Here is a 15,765-nt window from a genome sequence, read left to right on the forward strand (position 1 = left end):
TCAGGCTCTACGATTCTGTAATGCGATAAAGAGGATGAGGACCGCGCCCCAAAGCGCCATCGTCAGATAGCTACTGATCCCCAGCAAGTTAAAGCCGCTTTCCAGCATTTGCAGCACAATCAGCGCCAGCACCAGGCCGATGATACGGCCAAATCCGCCGTCCGGATTAATGCCGCCCAGCACCGACGCGAGAATAGTGACCAGCAGATAAGACTCTCCGTATCCGGCCTTCGCCGAGTTGAATTTCGCCATCATTAAGATTGCGGCCACCCAGCCGAGCAGGGCGGAAATGACGTAGACGGAAATCTGCACCCGAACGGTGTTCACGCCGCTGTAGCGGGTCGCCTGTTCGTTGGAACCCATCAGATAGAGACTGCGCCCAAGCGTGGTGTGTTCCAGTAGAACCCACAGCAGTACGGCGACCAGCAAGAAGAGCAGCAGGGCGACGGGAATACCCGCAAGGGTAGCATTACCGAGATACTGGATCGCTGCCGGGAAGCCGGAAATCACCGTGCCGTTGGAGAGCAAGATGTTCAGCCCGGAGATAAGCGTCATGGTGCCGAGCGTGGCAAGGATCGGCGACACGCCAACCCAGGCGATCAGCGCGCCGTTCAGCGTACCTATCGCGACGGCGACCGCGGCACCGGCCAGCAGCGCCAGCGCGAGGAACAGCGGATTGTCCGGATGGCTGACGATGACGGCGGCCATGACCAGCGAGCAGGCGTTGGCACCGGCGATAATTGACAGGTTAATGCCGCCCGTCAGCATGGTCATGCCCATACCCAGCGCCAGCATGCCGAGGATCGGCAACTGTGAGCCGATAGACTGGAAGTTTGCAACGCTGAAAAAGCGGGAGCCCAACAGCGCTGAGAAGACGACGGCGACGACGATAATAATCACGCACTGCAGGCGGATGATGGCATCACCGGGTAATACTTTTGCTAACGCTTTCATCTCAAAGCTCCCTTGCCAGTTTGCGTTTCTCATTCCACGCCGTGGCGCTGATGCTGACCAGGATAATGACGCCGCTGAAAACGGTGTGCCAGTACGAGGAGACGCTGAGCAGCGTCAGGCCGTTTTGCAAAAAGGCCAGCAGAATCACCCCCAACAGCGTACCGGTCAATGTACCGCGCCCGCCGCTCATGCTGGTGCCGCCCAGCACGACCGCCGCCAGTACCGTCAGCTCAAAACCGAGCAGCGAGTTTGGCGCCACGGACTGTGTGATCTGCGCCTGCACGACAGCAGCTACGCCTGCGAGAACACCCATAAAACCATAGACATAGAAATGCAGCTTCAACAGGTTCAGCCCGAGGCGGGATGCGGCGTCGCGGTTGCCGCCCATCGCGTAAATCTGACGCCCGAGACGGGTGTAATTCATCAGGATGGCGGTGAAAACGATCGCGGCTGCCAGGCACAGTAGCGGGAGCGTGAGGCCATAGTCATAGCCATCTGCCGCCGTGAAGGAGAACCAGTTGATGCCGTTCATAAACCAGTCCGGGAAGCCGTACAGCCAGGTGCCTTTAGTGGCGTACACCAGCAGACCGTAATAGACGTTCAGCGTCGCGATGGTGATGATGATCGCAGGCACACGCAGCCAGTAGACCAGAAAGCCGTTAATCAGCCCGAGCAGCAGTCCGACGATGACAGCGATGGCCAGCGCCAGCAGAAAGTTACCGCCATGCGCGATCACCCAGCTTGCCATCGCGTATTGCGCTATCGCCGTCATCGCCGGGAACGAAATATCGATCCCCCCGGAGATCAGCACGACGAACAGCCCGCAGGCGAGAATACCGAGAATGGCATAGCTGGTGGCGACGTCTGTCAGGTTGCCGAGTGACAGAAACTCGTCGGTGCTGACGCTCAGTCCAACGGCAAGCGCAATCACCAGCAGCCCCAGCCAGAATTCATGGTGCCCGACTAAACGGGAGAGACGAAAGTTATTCATGGATGACCTCGACCACCTCTGCAATGTCCTCTTCACGACAACGATGCGGATTAAACTCGGCGACCAACTTCCCACGCCGCATAACCAACACGCGATGGCTGTTGTAATAGGCTTCCGGGATTTCATCGCAAATCATCAGCACTGCCATTCCTTGCTCCGCCAGGTTGCGGGCAATCTGATAAATCCCTTCTTTGTTGGCGATATCGACGCCCACCGTCGGGGAGTCCAGGATCAGGATACGCGGCTGGGTCGCCACCCATTTGGCGATGGCGATGCGCTGGGCGTTGCCGCCGGAGAGCGTTTTGACCGGCAACTGCGGATCGGCCACCTTGATATTCAGTTCACGGATTAAATCAGCGACCAGCGTTTTTGCTTTACCGTGATCGAGCAGGCCGCTGCGGGTATGCAGTTTGTCGAAGACCGTGACAATGGTGTTGTCGTAGATCGACTGTTCCATGATGAGCCCCTGGGTCAGGCGATCTTCCGAGACATAGCCGATCCCATGTTTGATGGCGTCATGGTTGTTACGAAGCTGAACCGGTTTGCCGTTAACGCGGATTTCCCCGCTTTCCGGGTGCGTCATGCCAAACAGGCTCAGGCAAAGCTCGGTGCGGCCCGCGCCGAGCAGACCGACGATCGACACGATCTCACCGCTGCGCAGTGACAGGTTGATATCCTGATATTTTCCTTTGCGGCTCAGGTTGCGCAGTTCCAGCATCGGCTCCTGATCAACCGGTGGTTTTTCCGGCAGCGGACTGTAGTGGAAGCGTTGACCGGTCATCAGGAATGCCAGCTCATGGCTGTCGAGTTCGCTGGCGGGATACGTCCCCACCAGTTTACCGTCGCGCATGACGCTGATGCGGTCCGCCACTTCCATCACCTCATCGAGACGGTGGCTGACGAATACCACGCAAATCCCGTCGGCTTTCAGTTCGTTGACCACGCGCAGCAGGCCGTTGACCTCCTGGCGCGTCAGGGACGCGGTGGGTTCGTCCATGATGACCAGGCGTGCGTCGGCAGCAATGGCGCGGCAAATCGCCACCAACTGGCGATCGGCAATGGAGAGTTTTTCCACTTTTTTATCGGGATCGATGCTGACGCCAATCCGCTTCATCGCCGCCAGCGCCTGTTGCTTCATCGAACCGCGCCGCACCCAGATATCACCGCCGGGCAGATAGCGGTTGACGGCAATATTCTCTGCCACGCTGAAGTTCGGGAAGAGGGATAAATCCTGGTAGATAACCTGGATGCCGTAATGCGAAGAGAGCTGTGGCGACAGATGATGGAACAGTTTGCCGTCCAGCAGGATCTGCGCCCCTTTTTCCGGCTGGTAGACTCCGGAGATCACTTTAATAATGGTGCTTTTGCCGCAACCGTTCTGCCCTGCCAGACAGTGAACTTCGCCTTTTTTCAGCGTCAGATTCACATTATCCAGTGCCAGCACGCCCGGGAATTGCTTGCTGATATTCTCAAGAGTGATAAATGCGGTGGTGTCTGTCATGGACAATACCCCTGCGAGCGCCCTGACGGCGCAGAGTGTTAAGCCTGTTGGTAGCGCCGACCAGACGGTCGGCGTTGGGTTTCCCTGGTGGTGGCTGGAGCCTTAGAAACCGAGTGACTGTGCGTTGTCTTTGGTGACTTCGAGGATCTTGTTAAAGCGGATCACTTTCTTCTCCATGTCGACATCGGCTTTCCCTAATCCGTCAATGGTCAGATCTGGCGTCACCTCTTTGCCTTGCAGCAACTGATCTGCCACGGTCACCAGCGCGTAGCCGGCATCTTTCGGATCCCACAGCATCGCTTTTTTGATGTCGCCACGCATCAGATAAGGTGCAGCCTGTGCGGGCATGGCAATCCCCACCACGGCAATTTTATCTTTCGCGCGTTTTTTCTGTACTGCCTGACCCGCACCAATCGGACCCAGCGAACCGAAGCCAATGATGCCCTTCATCTGCGGATAGGTTTTCATCAGATCCAGCGTGGTGGAGTAGGATTTGTCGATGCTCTCAGCCACCGGTAGACGGGTGGTCACTTCAAACATCTCCGGGTATTTCTCTTTCTGGTACTTGATGGCGTAATCGGCCCAGGCGTTGTGTAACGGCACGGTCAGCGAGCCGACGTAAATCGCATAGCCGCCTTTGCCGCCCATATCCTTCGCCAGCTCGTCGACGTTGGCCTGCGCGTACTTCTCGCTGTCGATCGTTTCGATATCCCACTGGCCGATTTGCTGATCCGGCGATTCATGGGTCAGAACGACAATGCCCTTATCGCGCGCTTTTTTCAGCACGGGCTCAAGCACCTTCGCGTCATTAGGTACCACAATGATCGCGTTAACGTTCTTGGCAATGAGATCTTCAATAACCTTCACCTGCTGAGCCGGATCCGGCGTGGAAGGGCCGGTCTGATAAGCATTCACATCCAGTTTTTTCGCTGCTTCATTCACGCCGGTTTCCATGCGGTTGAACCACGGAATGCCGGTGACTTTAGCAACCACAGCGATTTCGTATTTTTCTGCCGCAAAGGACGGGCCGGACAACATGCATGCAGAAACCAGGGTTGCACTGAGTAATGCGAGTTTGAATTTCATAGTTGTACCTTTTGTAGGGACCGGGGCATGTCACGAACAGGAGGTTATCAACGAAGGGAAGAGGTAATGAATCTCAAGTTTACAAAATGTGATAAATGCCCATTATTGTTAATTTTTGGATATTATTTGGTTAAATATTTGTTAGTTTTAATGGTTTTTGTGCAGTGCGGGTTAATTGGTATGTTAAAAAATGTCGTAATTGGCTTATTTTATTTCACAATTTGTTATCAATTCAGGCATGGCGCACAGAAAATTACCGGAATGGGAACGTTGTACTTAACGACAAAATCTCAAATCTGAGAACTGAATCGAGCCCATAAATCCGCGCTCAACATTCATCATTTCAATGTTATCCTCACGGGCAATCCTGTCACGGCGATCGTGACTCTCGTGGCCATCCTGTTTTTATGGGGAGTCAAAGTCATTCATGATACGCGGCGCTTTGTTGGTGTTACTCGCTTTTTTGACGTTTACGGTGAGCGCACATCCTCACAGTTTTATCCGTCTGAAAACGGAAGTGGTTAGCGATAACGGGTCTATTGTGGCGCTAAAAATGCGCTGGACGATGGATGAGCTGACCTCTGCCGACCTGCTCTATGACGCGGGCGATGCAAAACCGGGTTCCGACATCTGGAAAAAACTGGCGGCGGAAGTGATGGCGAATGTCCTGGGACAGCACTATTTCACCGAAATGTGGCACAACGGACAGCGCGTCAAATTTAAAAACCGCCCCACGGAATACGGTATGGCGCGCGATGAGCATCAGGCGGTGCTCACCTTTATGCTGCCGCTTGCCGAACCGCAGCCGTTAAGCGGGCAACGTTATACCTTCTCGACCTTTGATCCCTCTTATTATGTCGATATGAGCTACGAAGAAGACCGCGATGCGACGCTATCGCCGATGATGCGTGAGCGCTGCAAAATCGCGCTACATACCCCCGAGCCGAACGAGGCGTCGCTCAGTTTTGCCCAGTCTCTGGATAAGGACGATGCGCCGCCAGAGGATATGGAACTGGGTAAACAATTCGCGCAGACGGTGACAGTCACATGCCAGTAATGTCGCTAAACCGTATTCGCGCACAACGCTGGATATCGCTGTGGCCGCTGGCGCTTTTTTTGCTGATGGCGGCGATCGGTGGCGTCTGGCTGTGGCAAACCTGGCCGCAGGTGATGGTCAAAAGTATCGTCTGGCAGCGGGAGGTGAATCAGCAGATGAGTGTGCTGCTGAAGGCCGTTGCCGCCAGCCCAGCCCAGGCGGGCGGTTCGTTGCTGCTGTTTAGCTTTTTATATGGCGTACTGCACGCGCTGGGGCCGGGGCACGGAAAAGTAGTGATTACCACCTGGCTGGCGACCCATCCTTCAAAACTGAAGTCGAGCATTGGCCTGACGCTGGCCTCCTCGTTATTGCAGGGGCTGGTGGCGATCGGGCTGGTTGTAGTGGTACTCAGCATCCTGCAACTGCCGGCGAGACAGCTCCATCTGAGCGGTTTCTGGCTGGAGAAGGGGAGCTACGCGCTGGTGGGGATTCTGGGCCTGTTGCTCTGCTGGCGGGCGCTGAAGAAACTACATGCGCTGCTGCGCAAACCCAGATTTACCACCTTTACGCCACACCATGTGCACCATGAAAACTGTGGGTGCGGGCATCAGCACTTGCCGCATCCGGAACAACTGCACCATGGCGATGACTGGCGCGCACGGCTGATGATTATCCTGTCGATGGGGATGCGTCCCTGTTCCGGGGCTATCATGGTGCTGCTGTTTAGCAAAGTCATCGGCGTATTTTACTGGGGAATAGCGTCGGCGCTGGCAATGGCGGCGGGCACGTCGTTGACCATTACCTCTCTGGCGCTGCTGGTGCACAGTTTTCGCACGCTTGCGGTCAGGCTGAGCGGTAACCGCGCGCCGGTATTGTGGCGACAGGTTGGCTGGTCGACGCTGGCGTTAGCCGGTGGCGCGATATTGGTGGTGGCTGCGGGAATAATGTGGGTGAGCACGGTGCCCGTGGGAAGGGGATTACGACCGTTTTAAACGTGCCCTGAGGGAGAATGCCTGATGGCGCTTCGCTTATCCGGCCTACAGATCATTTTACTCTGTAGGCCGGATAAGGCGTTAGCCGCCATCCGGCAGCAAACGATTAACGCTTCAGCGCGTCGCTCAGTTCATCACGCATGCTCGCCAGCATTGCTTTTACCACGCGCGGGTTACCCGCCACGATGTTGCCGGTCATCATGTAGTTATGACCGCCGGTAAAGTCGCAAACCAGTGCGCCTGCTTCGCGGGCGATCAGTTCACCTGCGGCGAAATCCCACGGCTTGAGGCCGATTTCGAAATAACCGTCAACGCGCGCGGCGGCAACATACGCCAGATCCAGTGCGGCAGAACCAGTGCGGCGGAAGTCAGCGCACTCGGTAAACATTTTGCCGAGGATATTCATGTAAGAGGTGGCGTGCTGTTTGGCTTTGAACGGGAAGCCGGTAGCGATAATGGTGCCGTCCAGATCGCGCGCATTGCTGCCGCGCAGACGATAGCCATTCAGCTGAGCGCCCTGGCCGCGAGTGGCGGTGAACAGTTCATTACGCATGGGATCGTAAACCACAGCGACTTCAGTACGGCCTTTAATGCGTACTGCAATAGAAACGGCGAAGTGTGGCAGACGTTTTATGAAGTTGGTGGTGCCATCCAGTGGATCGATAACCCATTGAACATCCTGATCGGTACCTTCATGTTCACCGCTTTCTTCGGTGATGATGGTGTGCTGTGGGTAAGATTTGCGGATCGTTTCGATAATAATCGCTTCGGCGGCTTTATCGACGTTGGTCACAAAATCATTGCTGCCTTTCTGGCTGGTTTCTACTGAGTCAGGCGTTTCGTAGTGTTTGGCAATTACATTACCCGCCTTGCGCGCTGCGCGCACGGCGATGGTCAGCATCGGATGCATCGGTCTCTCTCACTGGATGTTAAAGAACGGGAAAACGGCGCAGAGTATAGCAGCGAGATCGGAATATGTCTTCGATTTATGATAATATGGGCGAATAATCTTTAGCTGAAGAAAGACAATGCTGCAAAATATTCGAATCGTGCTGGTGGAAACGTCACACACCGGCAACATGGGCTCTGTTGCCCGCGCAATGAAAACAATGGGGTTAACCAATCTGTGGCTGGTTAACCCGCTCGTAAAACCTGACTCCCAGGCTATCGCCCTGGCAGCAGGGGCCAGTGATGTGATCGGCAACGCGCAGATCGTCGACACCCTCGATGAAGCGCTGGCCGGATGCAGTCTGGTCGTCGGAACCAGCGCGCGTTCGCGTACGCTGCCGTGGCCGATGCTCGATCCGCGCGAATGCGGTTTAAAAAGCGTCGCGGAAGCGGCAAATACCCCCGTAGCGCTGGTGTTTGGTCGTGAACGCGTTGGACTGACCAACGACGAACTGCAAAAATGCCATTACCACGTCGCGATTGCGGCAAACCCGGAGTACAGTTCGCTGAACCTGGCGATGGCGGTACAGGTCATCGCGTACGAAGTGCGCATGGCCTGGCTGGCAACACAGGAAAACCCTGACGCGGTGGTGCATGAAGAAGCACCGTACCCGCTGGTGGACGATCTGGAGCGTTTTTACGGTCACCTTGAGCAAACGTTACTGTCGACGGGGTTTATCCGTGAGAACCACCCCGGGCAGGTGATGAACAAACTGCGTCGTCTGTTTACGCGCGCGCGTCCGGAGAGCCAGGAGCTGAATATTCTGCGTGGAATGCTTGCCTCTATTGAGCAGCAGAATAAAAGCAAGTAACGGTGCTAATGCCGGATGGCGCTTCGCTTATCCGGCCTACGAATCGTGCGGTCTGTAGGCCGGATAAGCGAAGCGTCATCCGGTAACGCAAAATGGCACTGAAGGTTAAATACCTGACTAAAACAGTCAAGTAAATAGTTGACTGATTTAGTCGGGAATGTCAGACTTGGCCCTGCTATGCAATACCCCCATTTTACAATAAAAAACCCCGGGCAGGGGCGAGTTTGAGGCTAAGTAAGACATGAGACTGACATCTAAAGGGCGTTATGCCGTGACCGCAATGTTGGACGTTGCGCTCAACTCCGAAGCGGGCCCGGTACCGTTGGCTGATATTTCTGAACGTCAGGGAATTTCCCTTTCTTATCTGGAACAGCTGTTCTCCCGTTTGCGTAAAAATGGTCTGGTTTCCAGCGTACGTGGACCAGGCGGCGGTTATCTGCTGGGCAAAGATGCCGGCAGTATTGCAGTTGGTGAAGTGATTAGCGCTGTTGACGAGTCGGTTGATGCGACCCGTTGTCAGGGCAAAGGCGGTTGTCAGGGCGGCGATAAATGCCTGACCCACGCGCTGTGGCGTGACTTGAGCGACCGTCTGACCGGTTTCCTCAACAACATCACGTTAGGCGAACTGGTGAATAATCAGGAAGTCCTGGATGTGTCTGGTCGCCAGCACAGCCACGACGCTCCACGCACAAATCGTGCACAAGACGCAATTGACGTTAAGTTACGCGCTTAATTAGAAAAGTACGCAATATCATTCTGGCTGCATCAGGGCGGCAACTGAGCGAATCCTCAGGCGCTTACATCAGTAAGTGACTGAGGTGAGTGAAGACCGCCAACGCAGAGGCAGTCTGAAGGATGAAGCGTAAAAGTATTTCAGAGTCAGGCCGGGGCGCTTGCGCTCCGTTAACACGGTCGTACATCCAGCCGGTTGCCTGACTCCTTGCATTGAAGCGATGTACGGAGTTTATAGAGCAATGAAATTACCGATTTATCTCGATTACTCCGCAACCACGCCGGTGGACCCGCGTGTTGCCGAGAAAATGATGCAGTTCCTGACGCTGGACGGAACCTTTGGTAACCCGGCCTCCCGTTCACACCGTTTCGGCTGGCAGGCTGAAGAGGCGGTGGATATCGCCCGTAATCAGATTGCCGATCTGGTGGGTGCCGATCCGCGTGAAATCGTCTTTACCTCCGGTGCGACTGAATCCGACAACCTGGCGATCAAAGGTGCAGCCAACTTTTATCAGAAAAAAGGCAAGCACATCATCACCAGCAAAACCGAACACAAAGCCGTGCTGGATACCTGCCGTCAACTGGAGCGCGAAGGGTTTGAAGTAACCTACCTGGCGCCGCAGAGCAACGGAATTATCGATCTCAACGCGCTGGAAGCGGCGATGCGTGACGACACCATTCTGGTTTCCATCATGCACGTGAATAACGAAATCGGCGTGGTGCAGGATATCGCGACTATCGGCGAAATGTGCCGTGCGCGCGGCATCATCTATCACGTTGACGCCACCCAGAGCGTGGGCAAACTGCCTATCGATCTGAGCCAACTGAAAGTTGACCTGATGTCTTTCTCCGGTCACAAAATTTATGGCCCGAAAGGGATCGGCGCGCTGTACGTTCGCCGTAAACCGCGTATTCGCATCGAAGCACAGATGCACGGTGGCGGCCACGAACGCGGTATGCGTTCCGGTACGCTGCCCGTCCACCAGATAGTCGGCATGGGCGAAGCCTATCGCATCGCGAAAGAAGAGATGGAAACCGAGATGGCGCGTCTGCGCGGTCTGCGTAACCGTCTGTGGAACGGCGTGAAAGATATGGAAGAAGTCTACCTGAACGGTGACCTCGAACAGGGCGCGCCAAACATCCTCAACGTGAGCTTTAACTATGTTGAAGGCGAGTCGCTGATCATGGCGCTGAAAGACCTTGCGGTCTCTTCAGGTTCCGCCTGTACCTCTGCGAGCCTCGAGCCTTCCTATGTGCTGCGCGCGCTGGGAATGACCGATGAGCTGGCGCATAGCTCTATTCGTTTCTCTTTAGGTCGTTTTACTACCGAAGAAGAGATTGATTACACCATCGAACTGGTTCGTAAATCTATCGGCCGTCTGCGTGACCTTTCTCCACTGTGGGAAATGCACAAGCAGGGCGTGGATCTGAACAGCATCGAATGGTCACATCATTAATCGGTACCGATAAGGGGAATTCATCATGGCTTACAGCGAAAAAGTAATCGATCATTACGAGAATCCACGTAACGTGGGCTCTTTTGACAACAGCGACGAGAACGTGGGCAGCGGCATGGTGGGTGCACCAGCCTGTGGCGACGTGATGAAGTTGCAGATCAAAGTCAACAATGAAGGTATCATTGAAGACGCGCGTTTCAAGACTTACGGCTGCGGTTCCGCTATCGCGTCCAGCTCCCTGGTCACCGAATGGGTGAAAGGGAAATCGCTGGACGAAGCACAGGCGATCAAAAATACCGATATCGCCGATGAGCTTGAGCTGCCGCCCGTGAAAATTCACTGTTCTATTCTGGCAGAAGACGCGATCAAAGCCGCTATTGCGGACTACAAAAGCAAACGTGAAGCAAAATAAGAAGAGTTGAGGTTTTATTATGTCGATTACACTTAGCGACAGTGCAGCAGCGCGAGTAAATACCTTCCTGGCGAACCGCGGTAAAGGGTTTGGCCTGCGTCTGGGCGTGAGAACCTCCGGCTGCTCAGGTATGGCGTATGTACTGGAATTTGTTGATGAACCGGCGGCAGAAGACACCGTGTTTGAAGACAAAGGCGTTAAGGTCGTGGTTGACGGAAAAAGCCTGCAATTTCTGGACGGAACGCAGTTAGACTTCGTAAAAGAAGGTCTGAACGAAGGGTTTAAATTCACTAACCCGAATGTGAAAGACGAGTGTGGTTGCGGCGAAAGCTTCCACGTGTAACGCGCGTCATCCGAAAACCCCGCCGTGGCCAAGCTACGTGTGGGGTTTGTTCTAACAGGCTACCCCTGAGAATGTTATGGACTACTTCACCCTCTTTGGCTTACCGGCCCGTTATCCGCTCGATATTCAGGCGCTGAGCCTTCGTTTTCAGGATCTGCAACGTCAGTATCACCCTGATAAATTTGCCAGCGGTACCCAGGCGGAACAGCTTGCTGCCGTTTCGCAATCCGCCACCATCAACCAGGCCTGGCAAACGCTGCGCCATCCTCTGATGCGCGCAGAATATCTGCTTTCGTTACACGGTTTTGATCTCAGCAACGAGCAGCACACGGTGCGCGATACCGCATTCCTGATGGAACAACTGGAATTGCGTGAAGAACTCGATGAGATCGAACAGGCGAAAGACGAGGCGCGGCTGGAACGTTTTACTCAGCGCGTGAAAAAGATGTTTGATAGCCGCCATCAGCTGATGGTGGAACAACTGGATAGCGAGACGTGGGACGTTGCGGCCGATACCGTGCGTAAACTGCGTTTTCTCGATAAACTGCGAAGCAGTGCAGAACAACTCGAAGAAAAACTGCTCGATTTTTAATATTCGGAAGCAATTATGGCCTTATTACAAATTAGTGAGCCTGGTCTGAGCGCAGCGCCACACCAGCGTCGTCTGGCTGTGGGTATCGATCTCGGGACCACCAACTCTCTGGTCGCAACCGTACGTAGCGGGCAGGCGGAAACGCTGGCCGATCACGACGGTCGTCATCTGCTGCCGTCCGTCGTTCACTATCAGCAGCAGGGCCACACGGTCGGCTATGATGCGCGCGCCAATGCCGCGCTGGATACCGCCAATACCATCAGCTCGGTAAAACGCATGATGGGGCGTTCGCTGGCAGATATTCAGACTCGTTACCCCCATCTGCCGTACCGTTTTCAGGAAAGCGTTAATGGCCTGCCGATGATTGAAACGGCGGCGGGTTTGCTGAATCCGATTCGTGTTTCTGCTGATATCCTGAAAGCGTTGGCGGCGCGTGCCACCGAGTCGCTTTCCGGCGATCTGGATGGCGTGGTCATTACCGTACCGGCGTACTTTGACGATGCACAGCGTCAGGGGACCAAAGATGCCGCGCGTCTGGCGGGTCTGCATGTCCTGCGCCTGCTCAATGAACCGACCGCTGCGGCGATTGCCTACGGCCTGGATTCCGGCAAAGAGGGCGTCATTGCGGTGTATGACCTCGGCGGCGGAACGTTTGATATTTCTATTCTGCGCCTGAGCCGCGGCGTGTTCGAAGTGCTGGCGACCGGCGGGGATTCTGCGCTTGGCGGCGATGACTTCGATCACCTGCTGGCGGATTACATCCGCGAACAGGCGGGGATTGCCGATCGCAGTGATAACCGTGTTCAGCGCGAATTGCTGGATGCCGCCATCGCGGCGAAAATTGCGCTCAGCGATGCCGAATCCGTAACGGTCAACGTGGCGGGCTGGCAGGGTGAGATTACCCGCGAACAGTTTAATGAACTCATTTCCGCGCTGGTTAAGCGCACGCTACTGGCCTGTCGTCGTGCACTGAAAGATGCCGGCGTTGAGGCGCAGGAAGTCCTGGAAGTGGTGATGGTTGGCGGTTCCACGCGCGTACCGCTGGTGCGCGAACGTGTGGGTGAATTTTTTGGTCGCCCGCCGCTGACGTCCATCGACCCGGATAAAGTGGTGGCGATTGGCGCGGCTATCCAGGCCGATATCCTGGTCGGCAACAAGCCGGACAGTGAAATGCTGCTGCTCGACGTGATCCCGCTGTCGCTGGGACTGGAAACGATGGGCGGTCTGGTGGAGAAAGTGATCCCACGTAACACCACCATTCCGGTGGCCCGCGCGCAGGACTTTACTACCTTCAAAGACGGTCAGACCGCGATGTCTATCCACGTGATGCAGGGCGAACGTGAACTGGTGCAGGACTGCCGTTCGTTGGCGCGCTTTGCACTGCGCGGTATTCCGGCGCTGCCGGCTGGCGGCGCGCACATTCGCGTCACCTTCCAGGTGGACGCTGACGGTCTGCTGAGCGTCACCGCGATGGAAAAATCCACCGGCGTTGAGGCCTCTATCCAGGTGAAACCGTCCTACGGTTTGACCGACAGCGAAATTGCCTCGATGATTCAGGATTCGATGAGCTTTGCCGAACAGGACGTAAAAGCCCGTATGTTGGCAGAGCAGAAAGTCGAAGCGGCGCGCGTGCTGGAGAGTTTAACCGGCGCGCTGACCGCTGATGCCGCGCTGTTAAGCGCCGCAGAACGTCAACAGATCGACGATGCCGCCGCGCACCTGAGCGAGGTGGCGCTGGGCGATGATGTTGACGCTATCGAGCAAGCCATTAAAAACGTAGACAAACAAACCCAGGAATTCGCCGCCCGGCGCATGGACCAGTCGGTCCGTCGCGCGCTGAAAGGCCATTCCGTGGACGAGGTTTAATATGCCAAAGATTGTTATTCTGCCTCATCAGGATCTCTGTCCGGATGGCGCAGTTCTGGAAGCGGAGACCGGTGAAACCATTCTTGACGTTGCGCTGCGCAACGGTATCGAGATTGAACACGCCTGCGAAAAATCCTGCGCCTGTACGACCTGCCACTGCATCGTGCGTGAAGGTTTTGATTCCCTGCCGGAAAGCACGGAAGAAGAAGACGACATGCTGGATAAAGCCTGGGGACTGGAGCCGGAAAGCCGTTTAAGCTGCCAGGCTCGCGTGACCGGGGATGATTTAGTGGTCGAAATCCCACGTTACACAATCAATCATGCTCGTGAGCATTAACAGAGGGTAGTATGGGACTGAAGTGGACCGATAGCCGCGAAATCGGCGAAGCGCTGTACGACGCCTTCCCCGATCTCGATCCCAAGACCGTTCGTTTCACCGATCTCCATCAGTGGATCTGCGATCTTGAGGAATTTGATGACGACCCTGACGCATCCAGTGAAAAAATTCTGGAGGCGATTCTGTTAGTCTGGTTAGATGAAGCAGAGTAATTTCCCCGTCATGCTTCACGCTGCAGATGCGTTGGCCGCGCTCGCTCACCCCAGTCACAGAGTAATCTCTGCTCCCGGGGATTCACTCGATTGCCGCCTTCCTGCAGCGCGAATCATTTAGTGGAATGAACATACGGGCTGCCTTCGGGCGGCCCGTTTGCTAATAAGGAAAAATTACAATGACAGAAGCCATGAAAATCACGCTCACTACGCAGCCTGCCGATGCGCGTTGGGGCGAAAAAGCCACATACAGCATTAATAACGACGGTATTGCTTTGCATCTTAACGGTAAAGACGACCTCGGTTTGATCCAGCGCGCAGCGCGGAAGATCGACGGCCTCGGTATCAAGCATGCACAGCTGGCAGGTGAGGGCTGGGATGCTGACCGCTGCTGGTCATTCTGGCAGGGCTACAAAGGGCCTAAAGGCAGCCGCAAAGTGGAATGGCCAAACCTGGACGATGCACAGCGCCAGGAACTGGATAACCGTCTGACCATCATTGACTGGGTGCGTGACACCATTAACGCACCGGCGGAAGAGTTGGGGCCAGAGCAACTGGCGCAGCGCGCCGTTGATCTCCTGTGCAGCGTGGCGTGCGATCACGTCTCCTACCGCATTACCAAAGGTGAAGATCTGCGCGAGCAGAACTACATGGGACTGCATACCGTTGGTCGCGGTTCTGAACGTCAACCGGTTCTGCTGGCACTTGATTACAACCCGACAGGGGATAAAGAAGCCCCGGTTTATGCCTGCCTGGTCGGGAAAGGGATCACCTTCGATTCCGGCGGCTACAGCATCAAGCAGAGCGCCTTTATGGACTCCATGAAGTCTGATATGGGTGGTGCCGCAACGGTAACCGGCGCGCTGGCGTTTGCTATCACGCGCGGTCTGAACAAACGCGTGAAGCTGTACCTGTGCTGTGCGGACAACCTGATCAGCGGTAATGCCTTCAAGTTGGGCGATATCATCCACTATCGCAACGGTAAAAGCGTGGAAGTGATGAATACCGATGCTGAAGGGCGTCTGGTGCTGGCGGACGGTTTGATCGACGCCAGTGCGCAGAAACCGGAACTGATCATCGATGCCGCAACCCTGACCGGTGCCGCGAAAACCGCGCTGGGTAACGACTATCATGCACTGTTCAGCTTTGATGACCCACTGGCGAATCGTCTGCTGGCAAGCGCTGCCGAAGAGAACGAGGCGTTCTGGCGTCTGCCGCTGGCGGAATTCCATCGCAACCAGTTGCCGTCTAATTTTGCCGAGCTGAACAATACCGGCAGCGCAGCGTATCCGGCGGGGGCGAGCACGGCCGCAGGATTCCTGTCGCACTTTGTGGAAAACTACCAGCAGGGCTGGCTGCATATCGACTGCTCTGCAACCTATCGCAAAGCGCCGGTTGAGCAGTGGTCTGCCGGGGCGACAGGTCTGGGCGTGCGTACCATCGCCAATTTGTTGACTGCCTGAAAGGTGTTTTTGTAGGCCGGATAAGCGAAGC

Annotated in this window: 17 protein-coding genes; 12 read left to right on the forward strand and 5 right to left on the reverse strand. The window is 55.5% G+C overall.

Annotated features, from left to right (window positions below):
* The 4 genes from OGY35_RS15670 to OGY35_RS15685 all read right to left on the reverse strand — a co-directional run bounded on the left by OGY35_RS15670 (position 1) and on the right by OGY35_RS15685 (position 4,532).
* Positions 1-954 carry an ABC transporter permease gene (locus OGY35_RS15670; RefSeq protein ID WP_178826440.1) on the reverse strand — a complete coding sequence of 318 codons (954 nt, stop codon included), beginning with the start codon at positions 952-954 and terminating at the stop codon, positions 1-3.
* 1 nt (position 955) lies between these two features.
* On the reverse strand, positions 956-1,945 hold the full coding sequence (locus tag OGY35_RS15675; RefSeq protein ID WP_178826438.1) for an ABC transporter permease: 990 nt from the start codon (positions 1,943-1,945) through the stop codon (positions 956-958).
* Entirely contained in the window at positions 1,938-3,446 is a 1,509-nt protein-coding gene (locus OGY35_RS15680; RefSeq protein ID WP_286632745.1) for a sugar ABC transporter ATP-binding protein, read from the reverse strand. Before OGY35_RS15680 ends, OGY35_RS15675 begins: the two co-directional genes overlap by 8 nt.
* A gap of 102 nt (positions 3,447-3,548) precedes the next feature.
* The gene (locus OGY35_RS15685; RefSeq protein ID WP_178826434.1) at positions 3,549-4,532 is read right to left on the reverse strand and encodes an autoinducer 2 ABC transporter substrate-binding protein; all 984 of its coding nucleotides are present in this window, start codon (positions 4,530-4,532) and stop codon (positions 3,549-3,551) included.
* A 427-nt stretch (positions 4,533-4,959) separates the two neighbouring features.
* On the opposite strand from OGY35_RS15685, the gene OGY35_RS15690 reads away from it, so the two are divergent.
* Both OGY35_RS15690 and OGY35_RS15695 read left to right on the forward strand, forming a co-directional pair.
* The gene (locus OGY35_RS15690) at positions 4,960-5,589 is read left to right on the forward strand and encodes a DUF1007 family protein (RefSeq protein ID WP_286632747.1); all 630 of its coding nucleotides are present in this window, start codon (positions 4,960-4,962) and stop codon (positions 5,587-5,589) included.
* Positions 5,580-6,560: a nickel/cobalt transporter gene (locus OGY35_RS15695; protein WP_286632748.1), complete on the forward strand. Its 981-nt coding sequence runs from the start codon at positions 5,580-5,582 to the stop codon at positions 6,558-6,560. Before OGY35_RS15690 ends, OGY35_RS15695 begins: the two co-directional genes overlap by 10 nt.
* 106 nt (positions 6,561-6,666) lie before the next feature.
* On the opposite strand, the gene suhB is transcribed toward OGY35_RS15695, so the two are convergent.
* Positions 6,667-7,470: an inositol-1-monophosphatase gene (gene suhB, locus OGY35_RS15700; protein WP_152402932.1), complete on the reverse strand. Its 804-nt coding sequence runs from the start codon at positions 7,468-7,470 to the stop codon at positions 6,667-6,669.
* 118 nt (positions 7,471-7,588) lie between these two features.
* On the opposite strand from suhB, the gene trmJ reads away from it, so the two are divergent.
* The 10 genes from trmJ to pepB all read left to right on the forward strand — a co-directional run bounded on the left by trmJ (position 7,589) and on the right by pepB (position 15,734).
* Positions 7,589-8,320, forward strand: a complete 732-nt coding sequence (gene trmJ / locus OGY35_RS15705; protein WP_152402934.1) for a tRNA (cytosine(32)/uridine(32)-2'-O)-methyltransferase TrmJ — start codon at positions 7,589-7,591, stop codon at positions 8,318-8,320.
* Positions 8,321-8,561: 241 nt separating this feature from the next.
* A complete protein-coding gene (gene iscR, locus OGY35_RS15710) occupies positions 8,562-9,053 on the forward strand; it encodes a Fe-S cluster assembly transcriptional regulator IscR (RefSeq protein ID WP_042317591.1) in 492 nt (163 codons plus the stop codon).
* 241 nt (positions 9,054-9,294) lie between these two features.
* Positions 9,295-10,509: a cysteine desulfurase gene (gene iscS / locus OGY35_RS15715; RefSeq protein WP_152402936.1), complete on the forward strand. Its 1,215-nt coding sequence runs from the start codon at positions 9,295-9,297 to the stop codon at positions 10,507-10,509.
* Between the two features lie 25 nt (positions 10,510-10,534).
* On the forward strand, positions 10,535-10,921 hold the full coding sequence (iscU, locus tag OGY35_RS15720) for a Fe-S cluster assembly scaffold IscU (RefSeq protein ID WP_002913991.1): 387 nt from the start codon (positions 10,535-10,537) through the stop codon (positions 10,919-10,921).
* A 19-nt stretch (positions 10,922-10,940) separates the two neighbouring features.
* Complete coding sequence (iscA, locus tag OGY35_RS15725; protein ID WP_003037681.1) at positions 10,941-11,264, forward strand: iron-sulfur cluster assembly protein IscA; 324 nt, start codon at positions 10,941-10,943, stop codon at positions 11,262-11,264.
* Positions 11,265-11,340: 76 nt separating this feature from the next.
* A complete protein-coding gene (gene hscB / locus OGY35_RS15730; RefSeq protein ID WP_286632749.1) occupies positions 11,341-11,856 on the forward strand; it encodes a co-chaperone HscB in 516 nt (171 codons plus the stop codon).
* Positions 11,857-11,871: 15 nt separating this feature from the next.
* Positions 11,872-13,722 carry a Fe-S protein assembly chaperone HscA gene (gene hscA / locus OGY35_RS15735; RefSeq protein ID WP_286632751.1) on the forward strand — a complete coding sequence of 617 codons (1,851 nt, stop codon included), beginning with the start codon at positions 11,872-11,874 and terminating at the stop codon, positions 13,720-13,722.
* Between the two features lies 1 nt (position 13,723).
* The gene (fdx, locus tag OGY35_RS15740; RefSeq protein ID WP_042317595.1) at positions 13,724-14,059 is read left to right on the forward strand and encodes an ISC system 2Fe-2S type ferredoxin; all 336 of its coding nucleotides are present in this window, start codon (positions 13,724-13,726) and stop codon (positions 14,057-14,059) included.
* Between the two features lie 11 nt (positions 14,060-14,070).
* Positions 14,071-14,271 (forward strand): Fe-S cluster assembly protein IscX, encoded by a 201-nt coding sequence (gene iscX / locus OGY35_RS15745; protein ID WP_152402939.1) that lies wholly within the window; start codon positions 14,071-14,073, stop codon positions 14,269-14,271.
* Positions 14,272-14,450: 179 nt separating this feature from the next.
* Positions 14,451-15,734: an aminopeptidase PepB gene (gene pepB, locus OGY35_RS15750; protein ID WP_286632753.1), complete on the forward strand. Its 1,284-nt coding sequence runs from the start codon at positions 14,451-14,453 to the stop codon at positions 15,732-15,734.
* The last annotated feature ends 31 nt before the right edge of the window (positions 15,735-15,765 follow it).

Origin of the sequence: Citrobacter sp. Ct235, assembly GCF_030332305.1 — a bacterium.
In the GTDB taxonomy this organism is placed as follows: Bacteria; Pseudomonadota; Gammaproteobacteria; order Enterobacterales; family Enterobacteriaceae; genus Citrobacter_A; species Citrobacter_A telavivensis.

What these genes read in the sequence shown, in the direction of transcription:
- OGY35_RS15670 (WP_178826440.1), bottom strand. Translation starts at nt 954, where the DNA reads ATGAAAGCGTTAGCAAAAGTATTACCCGGTGATGCCATCATCCGCCTG.
- OGY35_RS15675 (WP_178826438.1), bottom strand. Translation starts at nt 1,945, where the DNA reads ATGAATAACTTTCGTCTCTCCCGTTTAGTCGGGCACCATGAATTCTGG.
- OGY35_RS15680 (WP_286632745.1), bottom strand. Translation starts at nt 3,446, where the DNA reads ATGACAGACACCACCGCATTTATCACTCTTGAGAATATCAGCAAGCAA.
- OGY35_RS15685 (WP_178826434.1), bottom strand. Translation starts at nt 4,532, where the DNA reads ATGAAATTCAAACTCGCATTACTCAGTGCAACCCTGGTTTCTGCATGC.
- OGY35_RS15690 (WP_286632747.1), top strand. Translation starts at nt 4,960, where the DNA reads ATGATACGCGGCGCTTTGTTGGTGTTACTCGCTTTTTTGACGTTTACG.
- OGY35_RS15695 (WP_286632748.1), top strand. Translation starts at nt 5,580, where the DNA reads ATGCCAGTAATGTCGCTAAACCGTATTCGCGCACAACGCTGGATATCG.
- suhB (WP_152402932.1), bottom strand. Translation starts at nt 7,470, where the DNA reads ATGCATCCGATGCTGACCATCGCCGTGCGCGCAGCGCGCAAGGCGGGT.
- trmJ (WP_152402934.1), top strand. Translation starts at nt 7,589, where the DNA reads ATGCTGCAAAATATTCGAATCGTGCTGGTGGAAACGTCACACACCGGC.
- iscR (WP_042317591.1), top strand. Translation starts at nt 8,562, where the DNA reads ATGAGACTGACATCTAAAGGGCGTTATGCCGTGACCGCAATGTTGGAC.
- iscS (WP_152402936.1), top strand. Translation starts at nt 9,295, where the DNA reads ATGAAATTACCGATTTATCTCGATTACTCCGCAACCACGCCGGTGGAC.
- iscU (WP_002913991.1), top strand. Translation starts at nt 10,535, where the DNA reads ATGGCTTACAGCGAAAAAGTAATCGATCATTACGAGAATCCACGTAAC.
- iscA (WP_003037681.1), top strand. Translation starts at nt 10,941, where the DNA reads ATGTCGATTACACTTAGCGACAGTGCAGCAGCGCGAGTAAATACCTTC.
- hscB (WP_286632749.1), top strand. Translation starts at nt 11,341, where the DNA reads ATGGACTACTTCACCCTCTTTGGCTTACCGGCCCGTTATCCGCTCGAT.
- hscA (WP_286632751.1), top strand. Translation starts at nt 11,872, where the DNA reads ATGGCCTTATTACAAATTAGTGAGCCTGGTCTGAGCGCAGCGCCACAC.
- fdx (WP_042317595.1), top strand. Translation starts at nt 13,724, where the DNA reads ATGCCAAAGATTGTTATTCTGCCTCATCAGGATCTCTGTCCGGATGGC.
- iscX (WP_152402939.1), top strand. Translation starts at nt 14,071, where the DNA reads ATGGGACTGAAGTGGACCGATAGCCGCGAAATCGGCGAAGCGCTGTAC.
- pepB (WP_286632753.1), top strand. Translation starts at nt 14,451, where the DNA reads ATGACAGAAGCCATGAAAATCACGCTCACTACGCAGCCTGCCGATGCG.